The following is a 25862-nucleotide window of genomic DNA, read 5'->3' as shown; positions in this document are numbered from 1 at the left end:
GGATGCGCAGAGGGTTGAAACCCGCACCCGGCGCGCACCCGCAGGCGGCGCCGGCAGCGTCGCAATTCGGACAGTGCTCACCGTTCACTGGACTCCCCTCCCTGGCTGTGTTGCCTGCGATTATGCAGACCCGCCCGGGAGCGCCCAACCGTCCGAGAGGCCATAACCGGACACACCGCTCAGGATGGAAATGTTGATCCCGGCCGGAGGAGGACTCGATGGCTCAGGATGTGACCCCGGCGGACGTGGGCCCCGGTTCCGGCCCGCGGAAGCCCGGCCCCGCCGCCGAGCACAGCTCCCGCGAGGTGCTCGTCCCCATCGGCGCCCTGCTCCTGGGCCTGCTGATCGCGGCACTCGACCAGACCATCGTCTCCACGGCCCTGCCGACCATCGTCAGCGAACTCGGCGGCATGGCCCACCTGTCCTGGGTGGTCACCGCCTACATGCTCGCCGCCACCGCCGCCACCCCGCTGTGGGGCAAGCTCGGCGACCAGTACGGGCGCAAGAGGCTCTTCCAGTACGCCATCGTCCTCTTCCTGATCGGGTCCGCGCTGTGCGGACTGGCCCAGGACATGCCCCAGCTGATCGGCTTCCGCGCCCTCCAGGGACTCGGCGGCGGCGGACTGATCGTGCTGTCCATGGCGATCGTCGGGGACATCGTCCCGCCCCGTGAACGCGGCCGCTACCAAGGCCTCTTCGGCGGGGTCTTCGGCGCGACCAGTGTGCTGGGACCGCTGCTGGGCGGAGTGTTCGTGGACAACCTGTCCTGGCGCTGGGTCTTCTACATCAACCTCCCCATCGGTCTCGTCGCCCTCGTTGTCATCGCCGCCGCCCTGCACATCCCGGTACGCCGCTCCCGGCACACCATCGACTACCTCGGCACCTTCGTCATCGCCTGCGTCGCCACCTGCCTCGTCCTCATCGCCTCCCTCGGCGGCACCTGGGGCTGGGGCTCGGCACGGATCATCGGCCTCGCCGTCCTCGGCGCCGTGCTGCTCGTCGTCTTCGTCCTCGTGGAACGCAAGGCCACCGAACCCGTCCTGCCGCTCGGACTCTTCCGCATCCGCACCTTCACCCTCTGCTCGGCGATCAGCTTCGTCGTCGGCTTCGCGATGTTCGGCGCGATGGTCTACCTGCCGACCTTCCTCCAGGTCGTCCAGGGTGTCTCCCCGACCATGTCCGGCGTCCACATGCTGCCGATGGTGATCGGCATGCTGATCTCCTCCACGGCGTCCGGCCAGATCGTCAGCCGCACCGGCCGCTGGAAGGTCTTCCCGATCGTCGGCACCGCCGTCACCGCCCTCGGCCTGCTCCTCCTGCACCAGCTGCACCGCACCAGCTCGACCTGGGAGATGAGCGCCTACTTCTTCGTGTTCGGCGCCGGCCTCGGCCTGGTCATGCAGGTGCTCGTCCTCGTCGTGCAGAACGCCGTCAGCTACGCCGACCTGGGCGTCGCCACCTCCGGCGCCACCTTCTTCCGCTCCATCGGCGCCTCCTTCGGCGTCGCGATCTTCGGCACCGTCTTCACCCACCAGCTCGACGACAAACTCTCCACCTCCCTCGCGGGCACCACGCTGCCGCCCGGCGCGAGCATCGCGGAGCTGGAGGCGGATCCCCGGGCCATCGGCGCCCTGCCCGCCGACCTTCAGCCCCGCGCCCTCGACGCCTACGCCACGGCGATCACCGACGTCTTCCTCTACGCCGTCCCCGTCGTCCTGGTCGCCTTCGTCATCGCCTGGTTCCTCAAGGAGGACAAGCTCCGCGCCTCCGTCACCGCACCCGACGTCACCGAGACCCTCGCCTCCAACCCCGTGCACCGCTCCTCCCACGAGGAGGTCGCCCGCGCGCTGTCCGTCCTCGGCACCCGCGAAGGCCGCCGCCACGTCTACGAGAAGATCACCGCGAAGGCCGGCTACGACCTGCTGCCCGCCTCCAGCTGGCTGCTGCTGCGGATCAACAAGTACGGCTCGGCGGAACCCGCCCTGCTCGCCGAGAGCGCCAAGGTGCCGCTGAAGGTCATCACCGACGCGGCCCGCCAGGTCGAGGAGCGCGGACTCGCCGTGCGCGACGGGCTGCCCCTGCTCCTGACCGACCGGGGCCGCACGGCCGCGGCGAAGCTCGCGGAGGCCCGGCAGGAGTCCCTCGCCGAGCTGCTCGGCGACTGGTGGGGGCCGGACCGGCCCACCGACCTCTTCCAGCTCGTCCACGACCTCAACATGGAACTCTGCGGATCCGACGAGGAGGAGCCCCACGACCGGGAGCCCCGGCGCGACCACGCCGCGCCGTAGGGGGTGCTGTGACTGTTCATGGCGCCAGTGTGGGGGGCGCGGGCGACGTCCCGTCTGGAATATCCACAATGCCGGGCCGATGATAGGAAAACAGACGAACCGCGTACCCCGGAGGGTGTGAATCGCCATGGCAGAGCATCCGGACTGTGCCCTGATCCGCCGCGGCTACGAGGCCTTCGGCACGGGCGACATGGAGACGCTGGGAACGCTCATGACCGCCGACGTGATCCACCACGTGCCCGGCGGGCACCCCCTGTCGGGGCACCACAAGGGGCGCGAGCACGTCCTCGACTTCTACCGCCGCCTCGGCGAGGAGACGGGCGGGACCCTGCGGCTGCACCTCGAATCGGTGCTCGCCGACGGACGGGGCCACGTGATGAGCTTCCACACCGCGCGCGGCGACCGCGGTGACCGGGGCATCGAGATCCGGCAGGGGCTCTTCTTCACGATCGTCGGCCACAAGATCACCGACATCGACCAGTGCACCGCGGACATCGACGAGGAAGACACCTTCTGGGGCTGACACCCCGGCCCGCCGCCCCGCCGCCCCGCCGCGCCGCCGCCCCGCTCACCCGCCGCCCCGCGCGGCCGACGCGGGGCGGCGGACATGCCGACAGGCAACCAGGCCGTCAGGCGGTCAGGCAGCCGAACCGTCAGGCGGTCACGCCTGCTCGGGCTTCTTCGGGGCCGCCTGCTGCACGACCTCGAACGACCACACCGTGGAGGCCGACGCCGCCGGCTTCGGCCGCTCGGCGCCGCCGCCCGCGCCCTCGCCGCCCTGGCCGCCCTGACCTCCTCCGCCCTGGTGAGCGGCCTTCATCGGCCCCTCCATCCACGCCTGGAAGTCCTCCTCCGAACGCCACCGCGTGTAGACCAGGTACTGGTCGGTGCCCTCCACGGGCCGCAGCAGCTCGAACCACTCGAACCCGTCCGAGCTCTCCACCGCCCCGGCCCGGGAGGCGAACCGCCGCTCCAGGACTTCCCGCTGCTCGGCGGGAACCGTCAGTGCGTTGATCTTTACCACGCTCGGCACTTGGCACCTCTCAGCAAACACGGACCGGACGCTGCGCCCGGCCTTCGACCACGTGCGTGCAGTCTCCTACATCCGCCGGTCAAAGCGCCGTCAGGACGGGGCCGTACGCCGGACGCCGCGGGGGATATCGTCGTGCGGGTACGGGAGCGCGGCAGCCAGGCGAAGTCGGGGTTGCGGTCAACAGGGCGGGAGGCCTGCGAGGCGTGGCTAACGCGGCAGAGCACAGCGGGGCGAAAGGGCATGCCGGGGTCATAGGCGGGGACGGCAGACTCGGGGCCGCGCGGCTCCTGCTGTGGGCGCTCGCCGGAGCCCTCGCCGTCAGACAGGCCGCCGTCGTGCTGCGCGTGCCGCCGGGCGAATGGCTGAACGCCTTCCACCTGCCCGGCAGTCAGGCCGGTTCGCTCTACGACGGGGGCCAGTTCACCGGGACCCCCTTCGCCGGGCTGGTCCTCAAACCGCTCGCCGGTCTCGCCGCCCCCTCGCTGGAGGTGACCTGGACCTGTGTGACGCTGCTGTGCGTCGCCGCCATGGGGCTCGTCGCCGCCCGCGGCCTGCCCGATCCCGTGCCCCGCCGCACCGCCCTCCTCGCCGCGCCCCTCCTGACCGCCCTGATGATGGCCTCGCTGCCCGTCCGGGAAGCGGCCTCCCCGGGCCGGACTGCGGTCCTGCCGGTCCTGCTGGTGCTCTTCGCCGTCCTGCGCGTGCCCGGCGAGCGCCCCGCCGGCTTCCTCGTCGGCCTCGCCGCCGCGCTCCAGCCGGCGCTGCTGCTCTTCGCCCCGCTGCTGTGGCTGACCGGGCGCCGCGCCTCGGCCCGTACCGCCGTCGTCACCTTCGCCGGAGCCACCGCGCTGTCGTGGGCGTTCCTGCCGAGCGACTCCTGGACGTACTGGGTGCGCCACCTCGCCGGGACGGGTCTCGGCGGCGCTCCCGACGGCCTGGCCAACCAGTCCCTGCACGGCGCGCTGCTGCGCCTCGGCCTGAGCGGTCCGACGGAGATCCTGCTGTACGTGGCCCTGGCGGCCGTCGTCGTCCGGTTCGGGCTGCGCCGGGCGGTGCGTTACGCCCGCGACGGGCAGCTGCTGCCGGCCGTCGCCGTCACCGGCTGCGTGGCGGTGGCCGTGTCGCCGACGGGCTGGCGGTACCAGATGCTGTGGGTGCTGCTCGCCGTCGCGGGCAAGGTGGGCCGGCGTGCCGCCGACCGTCGCGTGTGGCCGGTGGCGGTGGTCCTCGTCATGAGCCTGCCGAGCCAGGTGCTGCTGCCGAACATGGCCGCGCTCGCGCCCGTGCGCGACAACGTGCTGCTGCTGACCGCGCTGGCCGCGGCCTGTGCGGTGCCGTTCCTGGCGCGCACGTCGCCGTACTGGCGTGAGCCCGTACCGACCGCGTACGGGCGGCCCGTCGCGGCCCGCTGGTCGCGGGTCCCGCTGATGCCGTTCTGGCGGCGGGTGCTGTCGCGCCCGAACCTCCTGCTGGAGCTGCTGCTGATACGGGTCGGGTACTCCCTCTACTCCCACATCCGGGCGGCGGCCCCGAACAGCCGCGCGCTCGCGGAGGGCAACGGCAGCCGGATCCACGCCGTCGAGCGGGCGCTGGGCATCGACATCGAGCACGCCGTGAACCACGCCGTGGTGGACACTCCGTGGCTGGAGGCGTTCTTCAACTTCTACTACACCTCCTTCCACTTCGTGGTCCCGCTGGCGATCCTGGCGGTCCTGTACTGGCGCCGCCCCGCCGACTACCGGTGGGCGCGGGCCTCCCTGGGCCTGGCCACCGTCCTCGCCCTGATCGGTTTCTGGCTCTACCCGCTCGCGCCGCCGCGCCTGATGCCCGGTCTCGGATTCGTCGACACCGTGCACGGGCCGCAGGACCTCGCCAACCCCTCGTACGGGGCCATGACCGCGATCTCCAACCAGTACGCGGCGATGCCCTCGCTGCACTTCGGGTGGTCGCTGTGGTGCGGGATCGTGATCGTGGTGCTCGCGCCGAAGGGCTGGCAGAAGCTGCTCGGCGCACTGCACCCGGTGATCACCGTGTGCGCGATCGTCGCGACGGCCAACCACTGGGTGCTGGACGCCGTCGGGGGCGCGGTCGTCGTGGCCGCCGGTTTCGGGCTCGTCCACGTCCTGTCCGGGCCGCGCGGCGTGCAGCCGGTCCTGCCGGCGCAGCGCGCTGAGGGGACGGTCCCGGGGTCCGGGCCGGCCGGACCGGGCGTCGCGTCCGGAGCCGCCGTACGCGTCGCCGGGTCCAGGTCGCGCCCTTAACGGCCGCCCCCGGGGCCCCTGCCCCTGCCCGTGCGCCGTCCCGGGGCGCGTCAGGGTTCGCCGCGGCGCCTGCGCAGCAGGGCGCGCAGCGGTCCCGGGCTCTCGTACCCGACCCGGCGGGCCACCGCCGCCAGCGGCAGGTCGGTGGTGCGCAGCAGGTGCTCGGCCTGTTCCACGCGAAGGTCCTGGACCAGTCCGACCGGTGTGCGGCCGAGGGTACGGGCGACCGCGCGTTGCAGGGTGCGTTCGCTGACGCCGAGGTCCCGGGCGGCGTCCGCGATCGGCGCCGGGGCCGCGAGCCGCGCCCGCGCCCACTGTTCGAAGGCGGCGACGAGCGGGTCGTGGTGGGCCAGGGCGCTGGGGATGGCGTACGCGGCCTGGGAGGCCCGGTCGTCCACGATCAGGTAGCGGCGGACCAGGTCGGCGAGGGCGGGGCTGCGCGCGCCGACGACCGACAGGGCCAGGTCGAGATGGCCGAAGGCGGCGCCCGCCGTGGTGACCCCGCCGGAGCGGACGACCATGCGGGTCTCCTCGACGGTGACGCCCCGGTATCGCTCGCGGAACAGCGGGGCCAGCCACCAGCTGGTCGTGGCCCGCAGCCCGTCGAGGACGCCCGCCTCGGCCAGCAGGAACGTCCCGGTGCAGGCGGTCGCGAGCGGGGTGTCGCGGCCGCGGGTGTCGGCCAGGATCCGGCGGACGGGACGGTACGCGGCCGAGGCGACGGTCTCGACCAGCAGCTCGGGGCGGCGCTCCATCAGCGCGGGCACCACCAGCAGGTCGGCGTCCTCGGCGACCGCGACCGGTTCGGTGTCGATGCGGTGGCCGAGTCCCGTGCGGACCCGGCGGCGCACGCCGACGGTGCGGATGTCGAAGGCGGGCGGTGGGGTTCCGGCCACGCGCCGGCGCAGGGCGTGGGCCGTGTGCAGGACGTCCAGGACGGCGGAGATGCCCGAGTCGAAGACCCCGTCGACGGCGAGTACGGCGACTTTCACGGCTCCACCGTAGCGCCCGCGTGCCCCCAGTGGGTGTCGGGATCCATGCGGATGATGCCGGATCCGACACTCCCGTCCGGGCCGTCCGCTGCCTAGGGTCGGTGGCATGACCACGTACGAGACCGGCGTCCCGGACGGGACCGGCGCCCCGTTGCACAGCCGCACCCACACCTGGCGGCCGCGCCCGGAGACGACCCCCGAGATGCTCGGCATGAGCGGCCTGGAGATCCTCCAGGCAAGCCTGAAGGGCGAGCTGGCAGGGGCGTCGATGGCGAGCACCCTGGGTTTCCGCCTCACCGAGGCCTCGGAGGGCTTCGCCGTGTTCGAGGGCGATCCGGGCGACCACCTGCTCAACCCGATGGGGACCGTGCACGGCGGGTTCCTGGCCACGCTGCTGGACTCGACGTCGGGACGCACGACGGGAAGCTGTACGCGCACGGCACGACGACCTGCGCGATCCTGCGCGCGGGCTGAGCCGGGGGGCCGGCGGGGCCGGGGACGGCGGGCCAGCGCTGGAGGCGGCGGGCCGAAGGGGCGCCGGGGCCGTGGCCGACCCCGGCGCCCCTTCGGCTGGATCGCCGCTGAGAGTCAGGATCGCCCCGTTCGGGTGATGCCGCCACTCGGACGGGTGAGCGCACCCGCCCCGGATACCCCGAATCCTCCCCGTTCTTCTGGTTCTCCCGGTTCCCCGGCTCCCCGGTCCGCCAGCGGACGGCAGGGGCCGGGCCGTGGGAGGAGCGGCCCCTGCCGCCCGGGGTCACGGGTCAGCCGTGGCTGACCCGGAGTTCCTTGATGCCGTTGAGCCAGGCCGCGCGCAGCCGGCGCGGCTCCTCGCCGGCCAGCCGCAGGTCGGGCAGCGCGTCGGCGAGGGCGTTGAAGATCAGGTCGATCTCCAGCACGGCCAGGGACTTGCCGAGGCAGAAGTGGGGGCCGCCGCCGCCGAAGCCGAGGTGCGGGTTCGGGTCGCGGGTGATGTCGAAGACGTCCGGGTTCCGGAAGACCTCGGGGTCGTGGTTGGCGGAGGAGTAGAACATCCCCACCCGGTCGCCCGCCTTGATCTTCTGGCCGCCCAGTTCGGTGTCCTGGGTGGCGGTGCGCTGGAAGGACACCACCGGGGTGGCCCAGCGCACGATCTCCTCCGCGGCGGTGGAGGGCCGGGTCGCCTTGTAGAGCTCCCACTGTTCGGGGTGGGTGAGGAAGGCGTGCATGCCGTGGCTGATGGCGTTGCGGGTGGTCTCGTTGCCGGCGACCGCCAGCAGCAGGACGAAGAAGCCGAACTCGTCTGAGCCCAGGTTGCCCTGGCCCTCGGCCGCCACCAGCTGGGTGACGATGTCGTTGGCGGGGCATTGCTTGCGTTCGGCGGAGAGGTTCATGGCGTAGCCGATGAGTTCCATCGCCGCGTTGGAGCCGACCTCGGCGGTGATCGCGTACTCCGGGTCGTCGTAGGCGACCATCTTGTTCGACCAGTCGAAGATCTTGGCGCGGTCCTTCTGGGGTACGCCGATCAGCTCGGCGATGGCCTGCAGCGGAAGCTCGCACGCCACCTGCGTGACGAAGTCGAAGCTGCCGCCGCCCGCCGCGGCCGAGGCCTCCTCGACGATCTTCCGGGCCCGTTCCCGCAGGGCCTCCTCCAGTCCGCGGACGGCCCGCGGGGTGAAGCCGCGCTGCACGATCTGGCGTACGCGGCTGTGTTCCGGCGGATCCATGTTCAGCATGATCAGTCGCTGGGCATCAATGGCGTCACGCTGGATGTGCTCGTTGAAGCGGATGATCGCGGTGTTGACGGTGGAGGAGAACAGTTCCGGGTGCGTGGAGACGTACTTGACGTCCGCGTGCCGGGTCACGGCCCAGTAGCCCTCGTCGTCGAAGCCGGTCACGCCCCGTCGCTGCGGGCACCACCACACGGGTGCGGTCTGCCGCAGCTGTGCGAACTCCGGGTAGGGGACCCGGCTCTGGAGCAGGTCGGGGTCGGTGGCGTCGAAGCCGTCGGGGAGCGCGGGGCAGGACATCGGGCGACTCCAAAGTCTGACGGACCATCAGAAGTTGGCTTGAACGTAGTAACGAGTTCCACAAGTGGCAAGGGCCGGTGCGCCAACTGTTGCGTGTGGAATCCGTGCAGGCCGCGTGCAAGACCCTTGCGTGCCGGGGCTCCCGTTCATAAGACTGCGGGGAGAACTAGAACGCGTACTAGTTCGCGGCGGGGCGCCGGGACGGCCCGCCATGCCGGCGCTGTGCAGGAGAGGACGAGCTCATGGCCGCGGAACCCGTCATCGTCGAAGCCGTACGCACCCCGATCGGCAAGCGCGGGGGCGCGCTCGCCAACCTCCATCCCGCCTACCTGCTCGGCGAGACCTACCGCGAACTCCTCGCCCGTACCGGAATCCAGCCGGACTGCGTCGAGCAGATCGTCGGCGGGACCGTCACCCACGCCGGCGAACAGTCGATGAACCCGGCCCGCAACGCCTGGCTCGCCATGGGGCTGCCGTACGAGACCGCCGCGACCACCGTGGACTGCCAGTGCGGCAGCTCCCAGCAGGCCAACCACATGGTGGCCAACATGATCTCCGGCGGCGTCATGGACGTCGGCATCGCCTGCGGCGTCGAGGCCATGAGCCGCGTACCGCTGGGCTCGGGGTCCAAGCACGGCCCCGGCAAGCCCTTCCCGGACGAGTGGAACGTCGACCTCCCGAACCAGTTCGAGGCCGCCGAGCGGATCGCCCGCAACCGCGGCCTGACCCGGGAGGACGTCGACCGGCTCGGCCTGCTCTCGCAGGAGCGGGCGGGTGCCGCCTGGGCCGAGGAGCGGTTCAAGCGCGAGACCTTCGCCGTGCAGGTGCCCACCACCGAGGAGGAGCAGGCCGCCGGCCAGGGCATGTGGCGCCTCGTCGACCGGGACGAGGGGCTGCGGGACACCAGCATGGAGGCCCTCGCCCGGCTCAAGCCCGTCATGCCCACCGCCGTGCACACCGCCGGGAACTCCTCGCAGATATCCGACGGCGCGGCCGCCGTGATGTGGGCCTCGCGCAAGATGGCCCGCGCCCTCAAGCTCCGCCCGCGCGCCCGGATCGTCGCCCAGGCCCTCGTCGGCTCGGACCCCCACTTCCACCTGGACGGGCCCATCGACGCGACCCGCGCGGTCCTGGGCAAGGCCGGCATGTCCCTCCGGGACATCGACCTCGTCGAGATCAACGAGGCCTTCGCCTCCGTCGTCCTCAGCTGGGCCAAGGTCTTCGACCAGGACCTGGAGAAGGTCAACGTCAACGGGGGCGGCATCGCCCTCGGTCATCCCGTCGGCGCCACCGGCGCCCGGCTGATCACCACCGCCCTGCACGAGCTGGAACGCCGCGACAAGGAGTTCGCGCTGATCACCATGTGCGCCGGCGGCGCGCTGGCGACGGGCACGATCATCCAGCGCCTCTGACCGCGCCCTGCGCGCACCACCGTGCGCGCAGGGCGCACCCGATCCCGTGGGATGGGATGCAGAAGGCCCCGGCGGCCGGACCTGGGGAGGCCGGCCACCGGGGCCTTCGAATGCTCTGCTGCTGGTGCTGTCGCTGGTGGCCTAGTACCAGTGGTTGGCCTGCCAGAAGTTCCAGGCGGCCACGGGGCTGCCGTAGCGCTCGTTCATGTAGTCCAGGCCCCACTTGATCTGGGTGGCCGGGTTGGTCTTCCAGTCGGCACCCGCGGAGGCCATCTTCGAGGCCGGCAGGGCCTGGACCAGACCGTAGGCGCCCGAGGAGGCGTTCGTGGCGGTGTGGTTCCAGCCGCTCTCACGGGAAACGATGTTGTTGAACGCCGCGAACTGCGCCGGGTCCTTGATCATCTGCTGGGCGATCGCCTTGGCGCTCGTCGGGGCGGCCTGCGCGGGAACCGCGGCCAGCATGGAACCGGCGACACCCAGGGCGAGCACGGAACCGACGAGGGTCTTCTTCGAAGCGGCGATGCGGCGGATGACAGCGTGGGACACGGAGGAACCTTCCGACGGGAACAAGGACGGCCGCACGCACACCGAGGACATGCGTGAACCACTCACACGAGGGGGAGAGGAACGCGGGCGGCGGGTGAAGCACCCGTGCCGCCCGGCGACACATCCCGTTCTACCGACACCCCCCACCCCCTGGCAAAGACCCTGCCTACTACCCGACCCGGCACCTACAGGCCCAACGACCCCGGACGAAACCCTCCAAAAAGGGCACCAAAGGCGTCTCGCGGCCCACTAACCGCTCTCGTATGTGACCTGCGTCCTGTGGGCCGCCTCACCGCCCAGGACCCCCGAAATCACCCCCGGTGCACGGGTGGACACGGATCCGTGGCGGGGTCCGGGTCGAAAGTGGCGGCGGCGTCGAAGGCGGCTTTCCGGGTCGCCCGCCGCAACGCCCTCAGCAGGGCGCCGCCGAGCGCGAGCGTCAGGACGACCGTCAGCACCGCCCGGCCCAGGTCCCAGCCCAGCGACGTCGCCAGGTAGTACGCGACGAACCTCGCCAGGTTCGCGGGCAGCGGCTCCCCCGCATGGAAGGAGATGCCCTCGTTCATGCCCGGAATGATCGTCCAGCCCTGAAGGTTCATGACCGCGCCGTACGCGAAGGCGGCCACGAAGCCGTAGCCGGCCAGCAGCAGCAGCTCCGCCCGGCCCCGGATCCGGTCCGGGCCCGGCAGCAGCCCGGCCCCCAGCGCGAACCAGCCCATCGACAGCATCTGGAACGGCATCCACGGCCCGACCCCGCCCGTCAGCAGGGCCGACGCGAACATCGTCACCGAACCCAGGACGAAGCCGAAGCCCGGACCGAGCACCCGGCCGGCCAGCACCATCAGGAAGAACATCGGCTCCAGGCCGGCCGTGCCCGCCCCCAGCGGTCTGAGGGCCGCCCCGACGGCCGCGAGTACACCGAGCATCGCCACCGCCTTCGCGTCCATGCCGTTGTCGGCGATCGTCGCGACGACGACGCCGACCAGGAGCGGCAAAAGCGCCGCGAACAGCCACGGAGCGTCCTGGGAGTGCGCGAGCCCCGACTGCCGATCGGCGAGCAGCGGCCACCCGAACGCCGCCACACCGATGAGCGAGACGAGGACCAGGGCGACGGCGGCCCGGGGGCCGATGCGGACCGGGCGGACCGGACGGGGCGGGCGGGAAGGCGTGCGGCTCATCGGGGCGGCTCCGTGCCGAGGGCCTCGGCGACCTGGCCCACGGTCAGCCAGTGGCCGGGCGCCAGCACCTTCGCCACCTGCGGGGCGAAGGCGGGGGAGGAGACGACGACCTCCGCCGTCGGCCCGTCCGCGACCACCTCCCCGCCCGCCAGGATCACCACCCGGTGCGCCAGCTCCGCGGCGAGCTCCACGTCGTGGGTGGCCAGCACGATGGAGTGGCCGTCGGCGGCCAGGCCGCGCAGGATCTCCACCAGCCGGGCCTTCGCCGCGTAGTCCAGCCCGCGGGTCGGCTCGTCGAGGAGCAGCAGGGCCGGGCGGCCCGTCAGGACCAGCGCCAGGGCGAGGGCCAGCCGCTGGCCCTCGGAGAGGTCACGGGGATGGGTGTCGTCGGGTACGCCCGGCAGCAGCTCGGAGACGAGAGCGCGGCAGGACCCGGGGGTCGCGCCGGCATCGGCGTCGGCGGCCGCGCACTCGGCGGCGACGGTGTCGGCGTACAGCAGGTCGCGGGGCTCCTGCGGGACGAGGCCGACGTGGCGCACCATCTCCTGAGGCGGAGTGCGGTGCGGGGTGCGGCCGCCGACGGTGACCTCGCCGGTGGTGGGGGCGAGCGTGCCGACGAGGGTGGACAGCAGGGTGGACTTGCCGGCGCCGTTGCGGCCCATCAGGGCGATGGTCTCGCCGGGGGCGACGGTGAGGTCGATGTTGCGCAGCACGTCGGCGCGGGCGCGGCGGAGGCCTAGGTTCCGGGTGCGGGCCGGGGTGCCTTCCGGGGTGCCTGTGGCGGGCTCGGCGGGTTCGGGTGTGCCGGGGGCGCGGCGCAGCAGGCGGCTGAGCAGGCCGGGTGCGGCGCCGTTGCCGGGGGCGCCGCCCCCGGACCCCCGCGCCTCGAACGCCGGCGGGGCTGGAGTGAGCGTCGGCGGGGCTGGAGTGGGCGTCGGCGGGGAGGGGCGGGTGTCCGGTGTGGGTGGGAGGCGGTCGAGGAGGGGGGCGGCCTGGCGGCGGGCGTCGCGGACCGAGAGGGGGAGGGGGGACCAGCCCGCCAGGCGGCCCAGGGAGACCACCGGCGGGTGGACCGGGGAGACGGCCATGACGTCCGCCGGGCTGCCGAGGACCGGGGCGGCGCCCCGGGCGGGCAGCAGCAGGACGCGGTCGGCGTACTGGACGACCCGTTCCAGGCGGTGCTCCGCCATCAGCACGGTCGTGCCCAGGTCGTGGACCAGCCGCTGGAGGACCGCCAGGACCTCCTCGGCCGCCGCCGGGTCCAGCGCGGACGTCGGCTCGTCCAGCACCAGCACCTTCGGGTGCGTGGTCAGCACCGACCCGATCGCGACCCGCTGCTGCTGGCCGCCGGACAGGGTCGCGATCGGCCGTTCGCGCAGCTCGTTGAGGCCCAGCAGGTCGAGGGTCTCCTCCACCCGGCGGCGCATCACCGCGGGCTGCAGGCCCAGGGACTCCATGCCGTAGGCCAGTTCGTCCTCCACCACGTCCGTCACGAAGTGGGCCTGCGGGTCCTGGCCGACCGTGCCCACCACGTCCGCGAGCTGGCGCGGCCGGTGCGTGCGCGTGTCGCGGCCCGCGACCGTGACCCGGCCGCGCAGGGTGCCGCCCGTGAAGTGCGGGACCAGCCCGCTCACGGTCCCCAGCAAGGTGGACTTGCCCACCCCGGACGGGCCGACGAGCAGGGTCAGCTCGCCCTCCGGGATCTCCAGGTCGACACCCTGCACCGAGGGGGACGGGGCGCCGTCGTAGGTGACCGACACCCGGTCGAAGCGGATCACTGCGACGCCTCCTTGGGCGGTACGGGCGGTACGGGCGGTTCGGGCGCGGACGGTACGGGTGCCACGAAGGCGGGCAGCAGGCCGATCAGGACCGCGGCCGCCGGCCACAGCGGCAGCGCGGGCGCCACCAGGGGGACCACGCCGGGGTGCATCCCGGCCGGGTCGACCGAGCCCGCGTGGATCAGGAGGGCGGCGACGGCCGCGCCCGAGCCGGCCACCAGCCAGGCGCGGGCGTCCCAGCGGTCGGGCCGGTAGCGGGTCCGGACCGAGCGGCGGCCGCCGAGCCGCAGGCCCGCGAGGGCCAGGACCGCGCCGATGCCGAGCACCGGCAGTCCGTAAGCGGCTCCCTGCGCGGCGAGCAGTCCGTACGTGCCCGCGCACATGCCGAGCAGGCCGCCGAGGGTGAGGGCGGTGGTGGTGTGCCGGACGCCCCGCGGGACCTGCGCCGTACGGCCGTAGCCGCGCGCGTCCATCGACGCGGCGACGGCGACGGAGCGTTCCAGGGCGCCCTCCAGGACCGGCAGGCCGATCTGCAGTACGGCCTTGACCCCGCCGGTGGGGCGTCCGCGCAGCCGGCGGGCGGTGCGCAGGCGGACCACGTCGGCGACCATGTTCGGCGCGAAGGTCATCGCGACGACCACGGCGACGCCGGCCTCGTAGAGCGCGGCGGGCAGGGACTTCAGCAGCCGGGCCGGATTGGCGAGGGCGTTCGCGGCGCCGACGCAGACCAGGAGCGCGGCGAGCTTCGCGCCGTTGTAGAAGGCGAAGACGAGCTGTTCGGCGGTGACGGGTCCGCCGAACCGGATGCCCTGTGCCCAGGCGGGCAGCGGGAACTCGGGCAGGGTGAACAGGGTGTGGGTGCCGGGGACGCCGGAGCCGAGCAGCATCGAGAACAGCAGCCGCAGGCCGATGACGAACAGGCCCAGCTTGAGGAAGGCACCGTACGAGCGGGCCCAGGGCGCGTCCGTGCGGCGGGCGGCGACCACGTATCCGGCGACGCCGATGATCATTCCGAGGAGGAGCGGGTTGGTGGTCCGGGACGCGGCGGTGGCGAGCCCGAGGGCCCACAGCCACCAGGCCCCGGCGTGCAGGGCGCTGCCCCGGCCGGCCCGCGGGGCCCGCCAGCGCCGGTACGCCGGTTCGGCGGCGGGCCGCGGGCCGGCCGCCGCGACCGCGGTACGGCGGCTCCGGACCGGAGCCGCCGTACCGCGCGGCGCGGGCACCCACAGGTCCTCGCAGGCCGCGCCCGCCCCCGGCCCGGACGACGATCCGGCATCCGCGGGGTCGTACGGTGCGGCGGGCGGCGGGGTCATCGTGCGCGGCGGCGGGACCGCAGGACGCCCGCCACGGCCAGGGCGGCGATCGCCGCGATGCCCGCGAGCAGGCCCAGCGACGGGCCGCCGCCGTCCCCGGACGCCCCACCGGACGCGGAAGCGGAGGCGGACGGCGCGGAAGCCGGCGCCGAGGACGGGGTGTCGGCGATCTGCTCACCGCAGCCCTGCTTCGGATAGCCCGAGACCGCGCAGAGCAGGGCCGCGCTGTTGTAGCGCAGCGGCTTCGCCACCGCGGCCAGTGCCTCGGCCGCTGTGGCCGCCGGGGGCACCTGCGCGCAGGCCGTGCGCGGGGTGTCCTGCGGCGGGGCGTCGCCCTCGGGGGCGTCCTGCGGGACGCCGAAGTCGATGACGACGGCGACGCGCTTGCGGCCCTCGGCAGGGGCGGTGCCCCCGCAGACGGCCTCGAAGTCGGCCTCCGTGCGCGGGGTGGCCGCCTCGGCCGCCGCGTCCTTGCTCACCGCGAAACGGAATCCCTGGACGGAGCCGTCCGCGGGCCGCGCCGTCGACGGGCCCTGGGTGGCGTAGGACCAGCGGCCGCCCGCTCCGTCCCAGAACGACCAGTAGCGGTAGCCGGCCGCCAGCGCCGGGGCAGCGGCCAGCAGAGCCAGGACGATCCCGAGGGCGGCGGCCGCGGCGGGCAGGCGGCGGCGCATCAGAGCTGGTTCTTCTTCCGGCGGCCGCTGAGCAGGATGCCGATGCCCATGCCGGCCGCGGCGCCCGCACCGATGATCCACCAGATGTTCTGGCCGCCGGACGGCTTGTCCTTCTCCTCCTCGACGGGGGTCGCGTCGGTCGCCGCGCCCTGCGGGGTGGGGCCGGCGGCGTTCAGCGCGGCGACGAGGTCGGTGCCGCCGAAGGACTTCGGGTCGGTGCCCGTGGCCTGCGCGGCGAGGATCAGGGTGCCGAGAGCGGCCGGGCTGCCCTTGGACCATTCCGCGGAGTGGGTCTTGAGCCACTCCACGGCGCCCGTGGCGGCCTGCTTGTGCCCGGCGGCGGCCAGGGCGATCACGGCGTCGGCGGTGTTGCCGGTGTCGGCGGTCGGCTGGTCCGCGCCCGGGGTGAGGGCGGTCAGGTGGCCGTCCTTCCTGAGTGCCTCGGCCAGGTGTCCCGCGGCGCCCTGGGCGGCGGCCGCCGGGTCCGCGGGGCTCGCCGCCGGGCAGGTCAGCGGGGCCGCGGGGGTGTCCGTACCGGAGGGCACGACGACCGCGCCCCTGCCGAGGCCGGCGAGCACGGCGGCGGCCGTGGCGTCGGCGTTGGCGACGAGCTTGCCGTCGGCCGGCTGGTAGGCGAACGCGCCGCGGTCGGTGGCCTGCTCGGTGGCGCAGCCCAGCTGGAAGGCGAGCAGACCGTCGTACGCCGACTTGCCGGCCTTCGACGTGATCGCGGCGGGCTTCTCGCCGGCCACGGCCAGGGCGCTGATGACCACGGCGGTGGAGTTGGCGTCGCTGGGGGTGCCCGGGACGTAGGCCCAGCCGCCGTCCTCGTTCTGGACGGACTTCAGCCACGCGACGCTCTTGGCGACCGCGTCGTCCTTGCCGCCGAGGGCCTTGAGGGCCTGGACGGCCGCGGCGGTCGCGTTCGTGTCGTACATCGTCTTGTCGTCGCAGGCCGCGGAGGCGTCCGCGCGGAAGGAGGCGAAGCCGCCGTTCGCGCACTGCTGGCCCACCAGCCAGTCCACGGCCTGCGCCGCGGGCTTCACGCCGACGGTGTCCTGGGCGAGCAGCGCGAAGGACTGCCGCCACACGCCGTCGTAGGTGGGGTCGGCCTTGCCGTACAGCCCGGAGGGGATCACCGGGGGTGCGGAGGGGGAGGGCGGCGGGGTGTCGGCGAGGGCTGCGGGGGCCACGCCCACGCAGAGCACGGCGGAGGCGGCGAGCGCGGCGGCGCTGCGACGGACGGTCATGGGGGAGGGTGCCTCTCCTGCTGGGGAACCGGGGCAGGCGGCACGCACAGGCACCGGGCTCCGGCTCCGTTTTCCTCGACGGTGCCGGCCGCCGGAAGGGACCGGCGGCACGAGCCGCTCACTCCGGTACGGGGCATTCCGGCTCCCCGCCGGCGGCTGCCGGGGCGGGACACGGTTGCGGGTCAGCGCCGGATTCGCACCGGCTTCCCCCCGCGCGGGGTGTGGACGACCGCCTCACTCTACCGGCCCGTAGCCCGCGGGCCCGGGGGCGGAGGGGGCGGGCACCCCCGACGGCGCCCGCTCTCCCTGGCCGTACGCACCCGGCCGCCCGCTCCCCGGCCGTACGCCCCGGCCCGCCGTCCGCTGCCGTGCGGTGCGTCCGCTGCGGTGCCCGTTACAGCGCGCGGTACGCGACCGGGTCCGAGCCGGGGACGGCCTCGGCCCGGCCCTGCTTCACCAGCCGCCGCAGATGTGCTTCCGCTTCCGAGACGGCGATGGTGCGGGAGCCGTACGGGATCTCCTCCCAGGGGCGGTTCCACTCCATCCGCTCCGCCAGCCCCCACGGGGTCAGCGGCTCGGCCAGCAGTCCCCACAGCCCGGTCAGCCTCTCCTCGTGGTGGCGCAGCAGCTCCCGGACCCGGCCGGCCGCGTCGGTGAAGGGGTGCTGGTGGGCGGGGAGGACCTCGGCGGGCCCGAGGCGGCCGATGCGTTCGAGGGAGTCGAGGTAGTCGCCGAGGGGATCGGTGGCGTGGGCGTCCTCCGGCGCCTCGTAGAGGCCGATGTGCGGGGAGATCCCGGGCAGCAGGTGGTCGCCGGAGAAGAGTCGGCCGTTGCCGGGGAGGTTCGCGGGGTGGCGTTCCTCCAGGTGCAGGCAGACGTGGCCGGGGGTGTGGCCGGGGGTCCAGATCGCCCTCAGCCGGCGGCCGGCGAGGGGGAGCAGCTCGGCGGGGACGATCTCCCGGTCGGGGACGGCGGCGCGCAGGCCCGGCAGGGTCCGCATCCGACCGGCGGCGCGGGCGGCGCGCAGCGGCGCGAGGTGCTCCTCGGGGGCTCCGGCGGCGGCGAGCTTCGCGCCGATGTAGTCGAACCAGACGCCGGGCTCGGCGGAGCGGGTGCGCAGGACGACCTCGGTGTCGGCGGCGTGCATGGCGATCCAGGCGCCGGACGCCTCCCGGACCCGGCCGGAGAGGCCGTGGTGGTCGGGGTGGTGGTGGGTGATGACCACGCCGTGGACGTCGGCGACGGCGATGCCGAGGGCGGCGAGGCCACCGACGAGGGAGTCCCAGGAGGCGGGGTCGTCCCAGCCGGTGTCGACGAGGACCGGTCCGCGGTCGGTGTCGAGGACGTGGACGAGGGTGTGGCCGAGGGGGTTGTCGGGGATGGGCACCTTGATGCCCCACACGCCGCCGCCGTGATCGGTGGCCTGTGACGCGACCTGTGACGCGGCCTCCGACGCGAACTGCGAGGTGTCCTCTGAGGTGTCCTCCGGCATGGGTCCTCCGCCCGTCGGCCGTCCTCGGGACGAGAACGTGTTTCCTTGGTAGCCCAAGTCGACCATCTTCGCAGGCTTCTGACCAGTCGTCGGCTCTCCCGCGGTCTTCCGTCCGGGCCGTGGACTCCTGGAACTAGAACTGGTATCAGTTCGGGAACGCCAAGCCCCAGGAGGCCTCAGCCATGACGGAGCTCGTGGAACACGGAAAGCTGTTCATCGGCGGTGAGTGGACGGATCCGCTGGGCACCGACACCATCCGGATCGTCTCCCCGCACACCGAGCAGGTCATCGGCTCCGTCCCGCACGCGTCGGAGGCGGACGTCGACCGCGCCGTCGCGGCCGCCCGCAGGGCCTTCGACGAAGGGCCCTGGCCCCGGACGACGCTGGAGGAGCGCATCGCGGTCGTCTCCCGCATCAAGGACGCCATCGCCGTCCGCCACGAGGAGATCGCCCGCTCGATCAGCTCGCAGAACGGCTCCCCGTACTCCTGGAGCGTCCTGGCCCAGGCGCTGGGCCCGATGATGGTCTACGACGCCGCGATCACCGTCGCGCGCGCCTACCCCTACGAGGAGCACCGCCAGGGCGTGCTCGGCCCGATCCTGGTGCGCCGCGAGCCGGTGGGCGTCGTCGCCGCCGTCATCCCGTGGAACGTCCCGCAGTTCGTCGCTGCCGCCAAGCTGGCCCCCGCGCTGCTGTCCGGGTCCACCGTGATCCTCAAGCCCTCCCCGGAAGCCCCGCTGGACTCCTACATCCTCGCCGACATCGCGCGCGAGGCCGGCGTGCCCGAGGGCGTGCTGTCGATCCTGCCCGCCGACCGCGAGGTCAGCGAGTACCTCGTCGGTCACCCCGGCATCGACAAGGTGGCCTTCACCGGTTCCGTCGCCGCGGGCCGGCGCGTGATGGAGGTCGCCGCCCGCAACCTCACCCGCGTCACCCTCGAGCTCGGCGGCAAGTCCGCCGCCGTCGTCCTCCCGGACGCCGACGTGGCGGCCGCCGTCGCCGGTATCGCGCCCGCCGCCTGGATGAACAACGGCCAGGCCTGCGTGGCCCAGACCCGGATCCTCGCCCCCCGCAGCCGCTACGAGGAGGTCGCCGAGGCCCTCGCGGCGGCGGCCGGCGCGCTCGTCGTCGGCGACCCGCTCGACCCGGCGACCCAGCTCGGACCGCTCGTGGCGCGGCGCCAGCAGCAGCGGTCCTTCGACTACATCCGGATCGGCCAGGAGGAAGGGGCCAAGGTCCTGGCGGGCGGCGGCCGTCCGGCCGGCCTGGACCGGGGCTGGTACGTGGAGCCCACCCTCTTCGGCGACGTCGACAACTCCATGCGGATCGCCCGCGAGGAGATCTTCGGCCCGGTCGTCTGCCTGATCCCGTACGGGGACGAGGAGGAGGCCGCACGTGTCGCCGACGACTCCGACTTCGGGCTCAGCGGCAGCGTCTGGACCGGCGACGTCGAGCACGGCATCGACTTCGCCCGGCGGATCCGCACCGGCACCTTCAACGTGAACACCTTCAGCCTGGACATGCTGGGGCCGTTCGGCGGCTACAAGAACAGCGGGCTCGGGCGGGAGTTCGGCCCGGAGGGCCTCGGCGAGTACCTGGAGCACAAGATGATCCACCTCCCGGCCGGCTACGAGGCGGGTGCTTGATGGGGGACCGCTGGCAGGTCGAGGTGGACCGGGGCGTCTGCATCGGCTCGGGCATGTGCGTCAACCACGCCCCGGACGGCTTCGTCCTGGACTCGGCGCGCCAGTCCCACCCGCGCGCGGCGCAGGCGGACGCGAACGAGCCGATCCTCACGGCGGCGGAGGGCTGCCCGGTGGAAGCCATCATGATCACCCTGGCGCGGACGGGCGAGGCGGTGTTCCCGCCCGAGGAGTAGAGGAGTAGAGGAGCGAGGCGCGCGCCGCGGGGCGGTGGTGGAGGTGCCGCGGGCCGGGGGCGGCCCGCCCCCGGCCCGCGGCAGGGGTCACTTCCGCTCGGCGGCGCTCCGCTCGACGCAGAACTCGTTGCCCTCCGGGTCGGCGAGGGTCACCCAGCCGGTGCCGTCCGGCCTGCGGTGGTCCCCGGCGACGGTGGCGCCCAGGGCCAGGATCCGCTCGACCTCCTCGTCGCGGGTCCGGTCCTGCGGCTGCAGGTCCACGTGCACGCGGTTCTTGGTGGTCTTGGCGTCGGGCACCGTCACGAAGAGAAGCGCCGAACCGGGGGCGGTGACCAGCGCCTCGGGATCCCCGGGGAAGTCGTCGTCGGCGAGCGAGCCGTCCAGCACGGCGGCCCAGAACTGCCCGAGCCGGTAGGCGTCGGAGCAGTCGATGGTGATGTGTCGTACGAGAGAAGCCATGGGCGGGACTATCGAACAGCCGGCGAGCGCTGTCCAGCCAATAGAAGCGGGCGGGCACCCGTGCCGGAGGCGCCGCCCCGCCCCTTCCGGCGCAGCGGCGGCTTCAGGACTTTTCGGGGGCCGTCAGGTCGATCAGGCGGCAGACCGTCTCGATGTCGATCTTCACCTGGGCGATCGAGGCGCGGCCCGAGAGCCAGGTGATCAGTGCCGAGTGCCAGGTGTGCTCGATGACGCGGACCGCGGAGAGCTGCTCCGCCGTCGGGGGAGCCTCCAGGTCCATGGCGTCCAGGATGATCGCCGTGGTCAGCCGGGACACGGTGTCCACCTCGGGGCTCACGCTCCGGTCCGCGAACGTCAGTGCGCGCACCATCGCGTCGGCCAGCTGCGGTTCCCGCTGGAGCGCGCGGAAGGCCCGCATCAGTGTCTCCGCGACCCGTGCCGCCGGGTCGTCCCCGGCCGGCGGCCGCTTGCGCAGGGTGGTGTGCATGTGCTGGAGCTGGTCCTGCATGGTGGCGACCAGCAGGTGCACCTTCGACGGGAAGTAGCGGTAGAGCGTGCCCAGCGCGACACCGGCCGCCTCGGCGACCTCCCGCATCTGGACGGCGTCGAAGCCGCCCCGGCTGGCCAGCTGCGCGCTGGCGTGCAGGATCCGGCGGCGGCGCGCTTCCTGGCGCTCCGTCAGGGGAGGCGACGCCGGTGTGCTGCCCGCCTTCACTTCCGCTGTCATGTGTCCCGTTCCGTGTCGTTGCGCGGGCTGTCTCCGGGCTGAAGCGGAGTCAGCATGGCAGGCGCCGCGGTGGTGGCGCGAATCACCTGCTCCATCTCTTACGGTGTGGTTTCCGGCCGGTAGATTCAATGCTTCGACGGATCAAGTCTGAAACTTGTTCTACATTATCCGAGCGGTTACGCTCCGGCGAAAGTGCAGTGAGAAGGGGGCCGAGAGTGTCCGCTGAGGCCGTGGTGACGAGCCCTTTCGAGGGTCCCGCCGACGACGGCGACCGTCCGCTGCGCATCGCGCTCCTCACCTACAAGGGGAACCCGTTCTGCGGCGGTCAGGGCGTCTACGTCCGTCACCTCGCGCGCGAGCTGGTGCACCTCGGGCACTCCGTCGAGGTGATCGGCTCCCAGCCCTATCCGGTCCTCGACACCGGTGCCACGCTCACCGAGCTGCCGAGCCTGGACCTCTACCGCAGCCCCGACCCGTTCCGCACGCCGAAGCGTGACGAGTACCGGGACTGGATCGACGCCCTCGAGGTCGCGACGATGTGGACGGGCGGCTTCCCCGAGCCGCTGACGTTCTCCCTGCGCGCCCGCCGGCACCTGCGGGAGCGGGCCGGCGACTTCGACGTCATCCACGACAACCAGACCCTCGGCTACGGCCTGCTCGGCGAGCTCGGCGCCCCGCTGGTGACGACGATCCACCACCCCATCACCGTCGACCGCAAGCTCGACCTCGACGCCGCACAGGGCCGCGTGAAGCGCGCCTCGGTGCGCCGCTGGTACGCCTTCACCCGCATGCAGGGCCGCGTGGCCCGCAAGCTCCCGTCCGTGCTCACCGTCTCCGGGTCCTCCAAGCAGGAGATCGCCGACCACCTCGGCGTCCGCGACGAGCGCATCCACGTCGTGCACATCGGCGCGGACACCGACCTGTGGTCGCCCGACCCGTCCGTGGCCGAGGTGCCCGGCCGGATCGTCACGACCTCCAGCGCCGACGTCCCCCTCAAGGGGCTCGTGTTCCTCGTCGAGGCCCTCGCGAAGCTGCGCACCGAGCAGCCCGAGGCGCACCTCGTCGTCGTCGGCAAGCGCGCCGAGCAGGGGCCGGTCGCCCGCGCCATCGAGACGTACGGGCTCCAGGACGCCGTCCGCTTCGTCAAGGGCATCAGCGACGCCGAACTCGTCGACCTGGTGCGCAGCGCACAGGTCGCCTGCGTGCCCTCGCTGTACGAGGGCTTCTCGCTCCCGGCGGCCGAGGCGATGGCCACCGGCACACCGCTCGTCGCGACCACCGGCGGCGCGATCCCCGAGGTGTCGGGACCCGACGGCGAGAGCTGCCTGGCCGTGCCGCCCGGCGACGCCGGCGCCCTGGCCACCGCGCTGGGCCGGATGCTGGGCGACCCGCAGTTGCGCGCCCGGCTCGGCGCCGCCGGCCGGGAACGGGTCCTGACCCGTTTCACCTGGGCCGCGGCCGCCCGGGGCACCGCCGCGCACTACCGCGCCGCCATCGAGCAGGCCGCCCGCGCCCGCCGCGCGCGGTGACCCTCCCCCCGATCCGCTCCACCCCCGAACACCCCCGCGACCGCGAAGGCAGGACCCCGTGCTGACCGTCGATTTCTCCCGGTTCCCGCTCGCCGCCGGCGACCGCGTGCTCGACCTGGGCTGCGGCGCAGGCCGGCACGCCTTCGAGTGCTACCGGAGAGGCGCCCAGGTGGTCGCCGTCGACCGCAACGGCGAGGAGATCCGCGAGGTCGCGAAGTGGTTCGCGGCGATGAAGGAGGCCGGTGAGGCCCCGATCGGGGCCACCGCCACCGCGATGGAGGGCGACGCGCTCGCCCTGCCCTTCCCCGACGACTCCTTCGACGTCGTCATCATCTCCGAGGTCATGGAGCACATCCCCGACGACAAGGGGGTGCTCGCCGAGATGGTGCGCGTCCTCAAGCCGGGCGGCCGCATCGCGGTGACCGTGCCGCGCTACGGCCCGGAGAAGATCTGCTGGGCGCTGTCCGACGCCTACCACGAGGTGGAGGGCGGGCACATCCGCATCTACAGGGCGGACGAGCTGCTCGGCAAGATGCGGGCCGCGGGCCTCAAGCCGTACGGCACGCACCACGCACACGGCCTGCACTCCCCGTACTGGTGGCTCAAGTGCGCCTTCGGCGTGGACAATGACAAGGCGCTGCCGGTGAAGGCGTACCACAAGCTGCTGGTCTGGGACATCATGAAGAAGCCGCTGGCGACGCGGCTCGCCGAGCAGGCCCTGAACCCGCTCATCGGCAAGAGCTTCGTGGCGTACGCGACCAAGCCCCACCTTCCCGTCGGCGCGGCCCAGTGACCTCTCCCGGGCGCACCGAACACCTCGTCCTGGACGGCGTGCTGACCGCCGAACAGGCCGCCCGGACGGTGGCGGGGATCCTGGAGGTCCAGCGCGCCGACGGTGCCATCCCGTGGTTCCGCGGTCATCACCTCGACCCGTGGGACCACACCGAGGCGGCGATGGCGCTGGACGTGGCCGGCGAGCACGAGGCGGCCGAGCGGGCGTACGCGTGGCTGGCCCGCCACCAGAACCAGGACGGCTCCTGGTGCGCGGCCTACGCCGACACGCCGGAGGGCGTGGACACCGCCGCTCCGCAGGACGCGAGCCGCGAGAGCAACTTCACCGCCTACATAGCCGTCGGCGTCTGGCACCACTACCTGTCGACCGGGGACGACGCCTTCCTCGACCGCATGTGGCCGGCCGTGTACGCGGCCGTGGAGTGGGTCCTCGCGCTCCAGCTGCCGGGTGGCGAGATCGGCTGGAAGCGGGAGGCGGACGGCACGCCCGTCACGGACGCGCTGCTGACCGGCTCCTCCTCCATCCACCAGGCGCTGCGCTGCGCCCTGGCCATCGCCGAGCACCGCGAGGAGCCGCAGCCGGACTGGGAACTCGCCGCGGGTGCGCTGCGGCACGCGATCCGGCGCCACCCGGAGCGGTTCCTCGACAAGGACCACTACTCGATGGACTGGTACTACCCGGTCCTCGGCGGGGCGCTGACCGGCGCCGAGGCCCGGGAGCGCATCGCCGCGCGCTGGGACGAGTTCGTGGTGCCGGACCTCGGTGTGCGCTGCGTGCTGCCGAACCCGTGGGTGACGGGCGGGGAGTCCTGCGAGCTGGCGCTCGCGCTGTGGGCGACGGGTGAGTCGGACCGGGCGCTGGAGATCCTGCGGTCGATCGGGCACCTGCGGGCCGAGAACGGCATGTACTGGACCGGGTACGTCTTCCAGGACGAGGCGGTCTGGCCGGTGGAGCAGACGACGTGGACCGCGGGGTCGCTGCTCCTGGCCGTCGCGGCGCTGGGCGGGGACGAGGCCACCACCGAGGTGTTCGGCGGGGGTTCGCTCCCGGCCGGGCTGGAGCCCGACTGCTGCGGATGAGCGGCCGGGCGCGGCCGGCCGCTCAGCGGCGGTAGAGCCAGCCGGCCACGGCGTGTCCGACGAGGAGGTAGGTCACGGCGGCGATGCCGTGGCCGACCACCACCTGGACCCATTCGCGGCTGAAGCTGAACAGGTCGTAGGACCAGCCGGACAGCCAGGCGGCGCAGTCGTGGACGAGGTCCACGAGGGAGTTGCCGGGGTTGGCGTCCAGCAGGTACAGCAGGATCCAGAGTCCGATGACGAAGGCGAGCACGTCCGCCAACAGTGCGACGGCGCGGCCTGCCTGACTGCTTCCTCGAGTGCGTACTCGTGTGTGAGTGCTCATGCAGCCCGTGTTGCCGCGCGGGCGTCCGGTAAACCCGAACGGGTCCGCCCGGTGGCGGGCTCCGGGGGCCGGGGTGAGGCTGCGGGGGACACCTGAGTCCCCGGAGGAAGCCGTGTCCGTACCCACGACCGTTCGATTCCGCCGTGCCCTCACGGCGGTGGTCCTGTCGACCGCGCTGCTGGCCGGCGCCACCGCCTGTGGCAGCGGCGGCGGTAGCGGCGCCCCGCGCGAGGAGCTGTCCGCCGCATCGATGGGGGAGTTGGCCGCGCTGGCCGCGGCGGAGCCCGCGGCGGTGGAGGCCGACGAGAGGGCCGCGGTGACGCCGTCGCCCAGCACCTCCGCCGAGAAGCAGAAGTTCGCCAAGGCGCGGTTCGTCGCGAACGCGGGTCTGGCGGCCGGGGCGACGTACCAGTGGATCATCAAGCCGTACCGTGACGGCACGTTCAAGAAGGGCGCGAAGGGGCGTACGTTCGCGCTGATCAAGGCGGGTCTCGCGGGTGCGTTCGCGTACAACCGGCTGAAGGCGGCCGCGGAGAACGCCAAGGGCGACCCGCTGCTGTCGAAGGCGATGGTCCCGCTGACGGCGGGCATCGAGTCGCTGAAGGGTCTCGGCAGCAAGCTGCGCAAGGGTCAGGCGGGTGACGCCGACATCGACGCCTTCAACAACATCATCAACGGGGTGAAGGAAGCGGGCCAGAGCGCCGGCGCCACGGTGGTCGACAAGGTCCCGAGCACGTCCCAGCTGAGCGGCGGCTGACCGGCGGTCCGCGGCCCCTGGCGTCGCGGTCCCCTCGGCCCCGGGGCGCGGGGGCGTGCGGCCCGGTCCGGGGCGGGCTGTTTGAATG

At 73.4% G+C, this 25862-nt stretch carries 23 protein-coding genes; 10 read left to right on the top strand and 13 right to left on the bottom strand.

What is annotated here, in order from left to right; genetic code table 11:
* Nucleotides 1-218: 218 nt before the first annotated feature.
* Both ACPU2J_RS10855 and ACPU2J_RS10850 read left to right on the top strand, forming a co-directional pair.
* Nucleotides 219-2288: a DHA2 family efflux MFS transporter permease subunit gene (locus ACPU2J_RS10855; protein ID WP_423833162.1), complete on the top strand. Its 2070-nt coding sequence runs from the start codon at nucleotides 219-221 to the stop codon at nucleotides 2286-2288.
* A gap of 127 nt (nucleotides 2289-2415) precedes the next feature.
* Entirely contained in the window at nucleotides 2416-2811 is a 396-nt protein-coding gene (locus tag ACPU2J_RS10850; RefSeq protein ID WP_361594457.1) for a nuclear transport factor 2 family protein, read from the top strand.
* Nucleotides 2812-2949: 138 nt separating this feature from the next.
* On the opposite strand, the gene ACPU2J_RS10845 is transcribed toward ACPU2J_RS10850, so the two are convergent.
* Nucleotides 2950-3321 carry an antibiotic biosynthesis monooxygenase family protein gene (locus ACPU2J_RS10845; RefSeq protein WP_389072770.1) on the bottom strand — a complete coding sequence of 124 codons (372 nt, stop codon included), beginning with the start codon at nucleotides 3319-3321 and terminating at the stop codon, nucleotides 2950-2952.
* A 203-nt stretch (nucleotides 3322-3524) separates the two neighbouring features.
* On the opposite strand from ACPU2J_RS10845, the gene ACPU2J_RS10840 reads away from it, so the two are divergent.
* On the top strand, nucleotides 3525-5582 hold the full coding sequence (locus ACPU2J_RS10840) for a bifunctional glycosyltransferase 87/phosphatase PAP2 family protein (RefSeq protein ID WP_423833161.1): 2058 nt from the start codon (nucleotides 3525-3527) through the stop codon (nucleotides 5580-5582).
* 50 nt (nucleotides 5583-5632) lie between these two features.
* Here the strand turns inward: ACPU2J_RS10840 and ACPU2J_RS10835 are convergent, their stop codons facing one another.
* Together ACPU2J_RS10835 and ACPU2J_RS10830 are read right to left on the bottom strand one after the other, a co-directional pair.
* A complete protein-coding gene (locus ACPU2J_RS10835; RefSeq protein ID WP_423833159.1) occupies nucleotides 5633-6574 on the bottom strand; it encodes a GlxA family transcriptional regulator in 942 nt (313 codons plus the stop codon).
* 764 nt (nucleotides 6575-7338) lie between these two features.
* Nucleotides 7339-8583 carry a cytochrome P450 gene (locus ACPU2J_RS10830; RefSeq protein WP_361594447.1) on the bottom strand — a complete coding sequence of 415 codons (1245 nt, stop codon included), beginning with the start codon at nucleotides 8581-8583 and terminating at the stop codon, nucleotides 7339-7341.
* A 242-nt stretch (nucleotides 8584-8825) separates the two neighbouring features.
* Between ACPU2J_RS10830 and ACPU2J_RS10825 the strand changes: the two genes are divergently transcribed.
* On the top strand, nucleotides 8826-9995 hold the full coding sequence (locus ACPU2J_RS10825) for a steroid 3-ketoacyl-CoA thiolase (protein ID WP_361594445.1): 1170 nt from the start codon (nucleotides 8826-8828) through the stop codon (nucleotides 9993-9995).
* 141 nt (nucleotides 9996-10136) lie between these two features.
* On the opposite strand, the gene ACPU2J_RS10820 is transcribed toward ACPU2J_RS10825, so the two are convergent.
* The 7 genes from ACPU2J_RS10820 to ACPU2J_RS10790 form a co-directional block, all read right to left on the bottom strand.
* Nucleotides 10137-10592: a transglycosylase SLT domain-containing protein gene (locus ACPU2J_RS10820; protein ID WP_420081851.1), complete on the bottom strand. Its 456-nt coding sequence runs from the start codon at nucleotides 10590-10592 to the stop codon at nucleotides 10137-10139.
* A gap of 260 nt (nucleotides 10593-10852) precedes the next feature.
* On the bottom strand, nucleotides 10853-11719 hold the full coding sequence (locus ACPU2J_RS10815) for an ECF transporter S component (protein WP_420080912.1): 867 nt from the start codon (nucleotides 11717-11719) through the stop codon (nucleotides 10853-10855).
* A complete protein-coding gene (locus ACPU2J_RS10810) occupies nucleotides 11716-13497 on the bottom strand; it encodes an ABC transporter ATP-binding protein (protein ID WP_423833158.1) in 1782 nt (593 codons plus the stop codon). Before ACPU2J_RS10810 ends, ACPU2J_RS10815 begins: the two co-directional genes overlap by 4 nt.
* The gene (locus ACPU2J_RS10805; protein WP_423833156.1) at nucleotides 13494-14810 is read right to left on the bottom strand and encodes an energy-coupling factor transporter transmembrane component T; all 1317 of its coding nucleotides are present in this window, start codon (nucleotides 14808-14810) and stop codon (nucleotides 13494-13496) included. Before ACPU2J_RS10805 ends, ACPU2J_RS10810 begins: the two co-directional genes overlap by 4 nt.
* Nucleotides 14807-15484 carry an SCO2322 family protein gene (locus ACPU2J_RS10800; RefSeq protein WP_423833155.1) on the bottom strand — a complete coding sequence of 226 codons (678 nt, stop codon included), beginning with the start codon at nucleotides 15482-15484 and terminating at the stop codon, nucleotides 14807-14809. Before ACPU2J_RS10800 ends, ACPU2J_RS10805 begins: the two co-directional genes overlap by 4 nt.
* The gene (locus ACPU2J_RS10795; protein ID WP_423833154.1) at nucleotides 15484-16734 is read right to left on the bottom strand and encodes a prenyltransferase/squalene oxidase repeat-containing protein; all 1251 of its coding nucleotides are present in this window, start codon (nucleotides 16732-16734) and stop codon (nucleotides 15484-15486) included. Before ACPU2J_RS10795 ends, ACPU2J_RS10800 begins: the two co-directional genes overlap by 1 nt.
* 394 nt (nucleotides 16735-17128) lie before the next feature.
* Complete coding sequence (locus tag ACPU2J_RS10790; protein ID WP_423833153.1) at nucleotides 17129-18226, bottom strand: MBL fold metallo-hydrolase; 1098 nt, start codon at nucleotides 18224-18226, stop codon at nucleotides 17129-17131.
* Nucleotides 18227-18408: 182 nt separating this feature from the next.
* Here ACPU2J_RS10790 and ACPU2J_RS10785 point away from each other — a divergent pair, with 182 nt between their 5' ends.
* Nucleotides 18409-19872, top strand: a complete 1464-nt coding sequence (locus ACPU2J_RS10785; protein ID WP_423833152.1) for an aldehyde dehydrogenase — start codon at nucleotides 18409-18411, stop codon at nucleotides 19870-19872.
* Nucleotides 19872-20105 (top strand): ferredoxin, encoded by a 234-nt coding sequence (locus ACPU2J_RS10780; protein ID WP_361598463.1) that lies wholly within the window; start codon nucleotides 19872-19874, stop codon nucleotides 20103-20105. The genes ACPU2J_RS10785 and ACPU2J_RS10780 overlap by 1 nt, the downstream gene beginning before the upstream one ends.
* A gap of 87 nt (nucleotides 20106-20192) precedes the next feature.
* On the opposite strand, the gene ACPU2J_RS10775 is transcribed toward ACPU2J_RS10780, so the two are convergent.
* Nucleotides 20193-20564 carry a VOC family protein gene (locus tag ACPU2J_RS10775; RefSeq protein WP_361598460.1) on the bottom strand — a complete coding sequence of 124 codons (372 nt, stop codon included), beginning with the start codon at nucleotides 20562-20564 and terminating at the stop codon, nucleotides 20193-20195.
* Nucleotides 20565-20667: 103 nt separating this feature from the next.
* Entirely contained in the window at nucleotides 20668-21291 is a 624-nt protein-coding gene (locus ACPU2J_RS10770) for a TetR family transcriptional regulator (RefSeq protein WP_420080919.1), read from the bottom strand.
* Nucleotides 21292-21506: 215 nt separating this feature from the next.
* On the opposite strand from ACPU2J_RS10770, the gene ACPU2J_RS10765 reads away from it, so the two are divergent.
* Genes ACPU2J_RS10765 through ACPU2J_RS10755 form a run of 3 tightly spaced genes read left to right on the top strand, consistent with a single transcriptional unit; the run spans nucleotide 21507 to nucleotide 24692 of the window.
* Nucleotides 21507-22820 (top strand): glycosyltransferase family 4 protein, encoded by a 1314-nt coding sequence (locus ACPU2J_RS10765; protein WP_361598430.1) that lies wholly within the window; start codon nucleotides 21507-21509, stop codon nucleotides 22818-22820.
* Between the two features lie 58 nt (nucleotides 22821-22878).
* Nucleotides 22879-23613, top strand: coding sequence for a class I SAM-dependent methyltransferase (locus tag ACPU2J_RS10760; protein WP_361598427.1), 735 nt, complete (start codon nucleotides 22879-22881; stop codon nucleotides 23611-23613).
* Nucleotides 23610-24692, top strand: a complete 1083-nt coding sequence (locus tag ACPU2J_RS10755; protein ID WP_423833151.1) for a prenyltransferase — start codon at nucleotides 23610-23612, stop codon at nucleotides 24690-24692. Before ACPU2J_RS10760 ends, ACPU2J_RS10755 begins: the two co-directional genes overlap by 4 nt.
* A gap of 22 nt (nucleotides 24693-24714) precedes the next feature.
* Here the strand turns inward: ACPU2J_RS10755 and ACPU2J_RS10750 are convergent, their stop codons facing one another.
* Nucleotides 24715-25017: a hypothetical protein gene (locus ACPU2J_RS10750; protein WP_361598421.1), complete on the bottom strand. Its 303-nt coding sequence runs from the start codon at nucleotides 25015-25017 to the stop codon at nucleotides 24715-24717.
* A gap of 112 nt (nucleotides 25018-25129) precedes the next feature.
* Here ACPU2J_RS10750 and ACPU2J_RS10745 point away from each other — a divergent pair, with 112 nt between their 5' ends.
* On the top strand, nucleotides 25130-25774 hold the full coding sequence (locus ACPU2J_RS10745) for a hypothetical protein (protein WP_399818810.1): 645 nt from the start codon (nucleotides 25130-25132) through the stop codon (nucleotides 25772-25774).
* Nucleotides 25775-25862 lie beyond the last annotated feature (88 nt).

Origin of the sequence: Streptomyces manipurensis, assembly GCF_049570255.1 — a bacterium.
GTDB classification, from domain to species: Bacteria; Actinomycetota; Actinomycetes; order Streptomycetales; family Streptomycetaceae; genus Streptomyces; species Streptomyces manipurensis.
The sequence above is the reverse complement of the archived record's forward strand: the minus strand, read 5'-3'. Positions and strand labels throughout refer to the sequence as shown.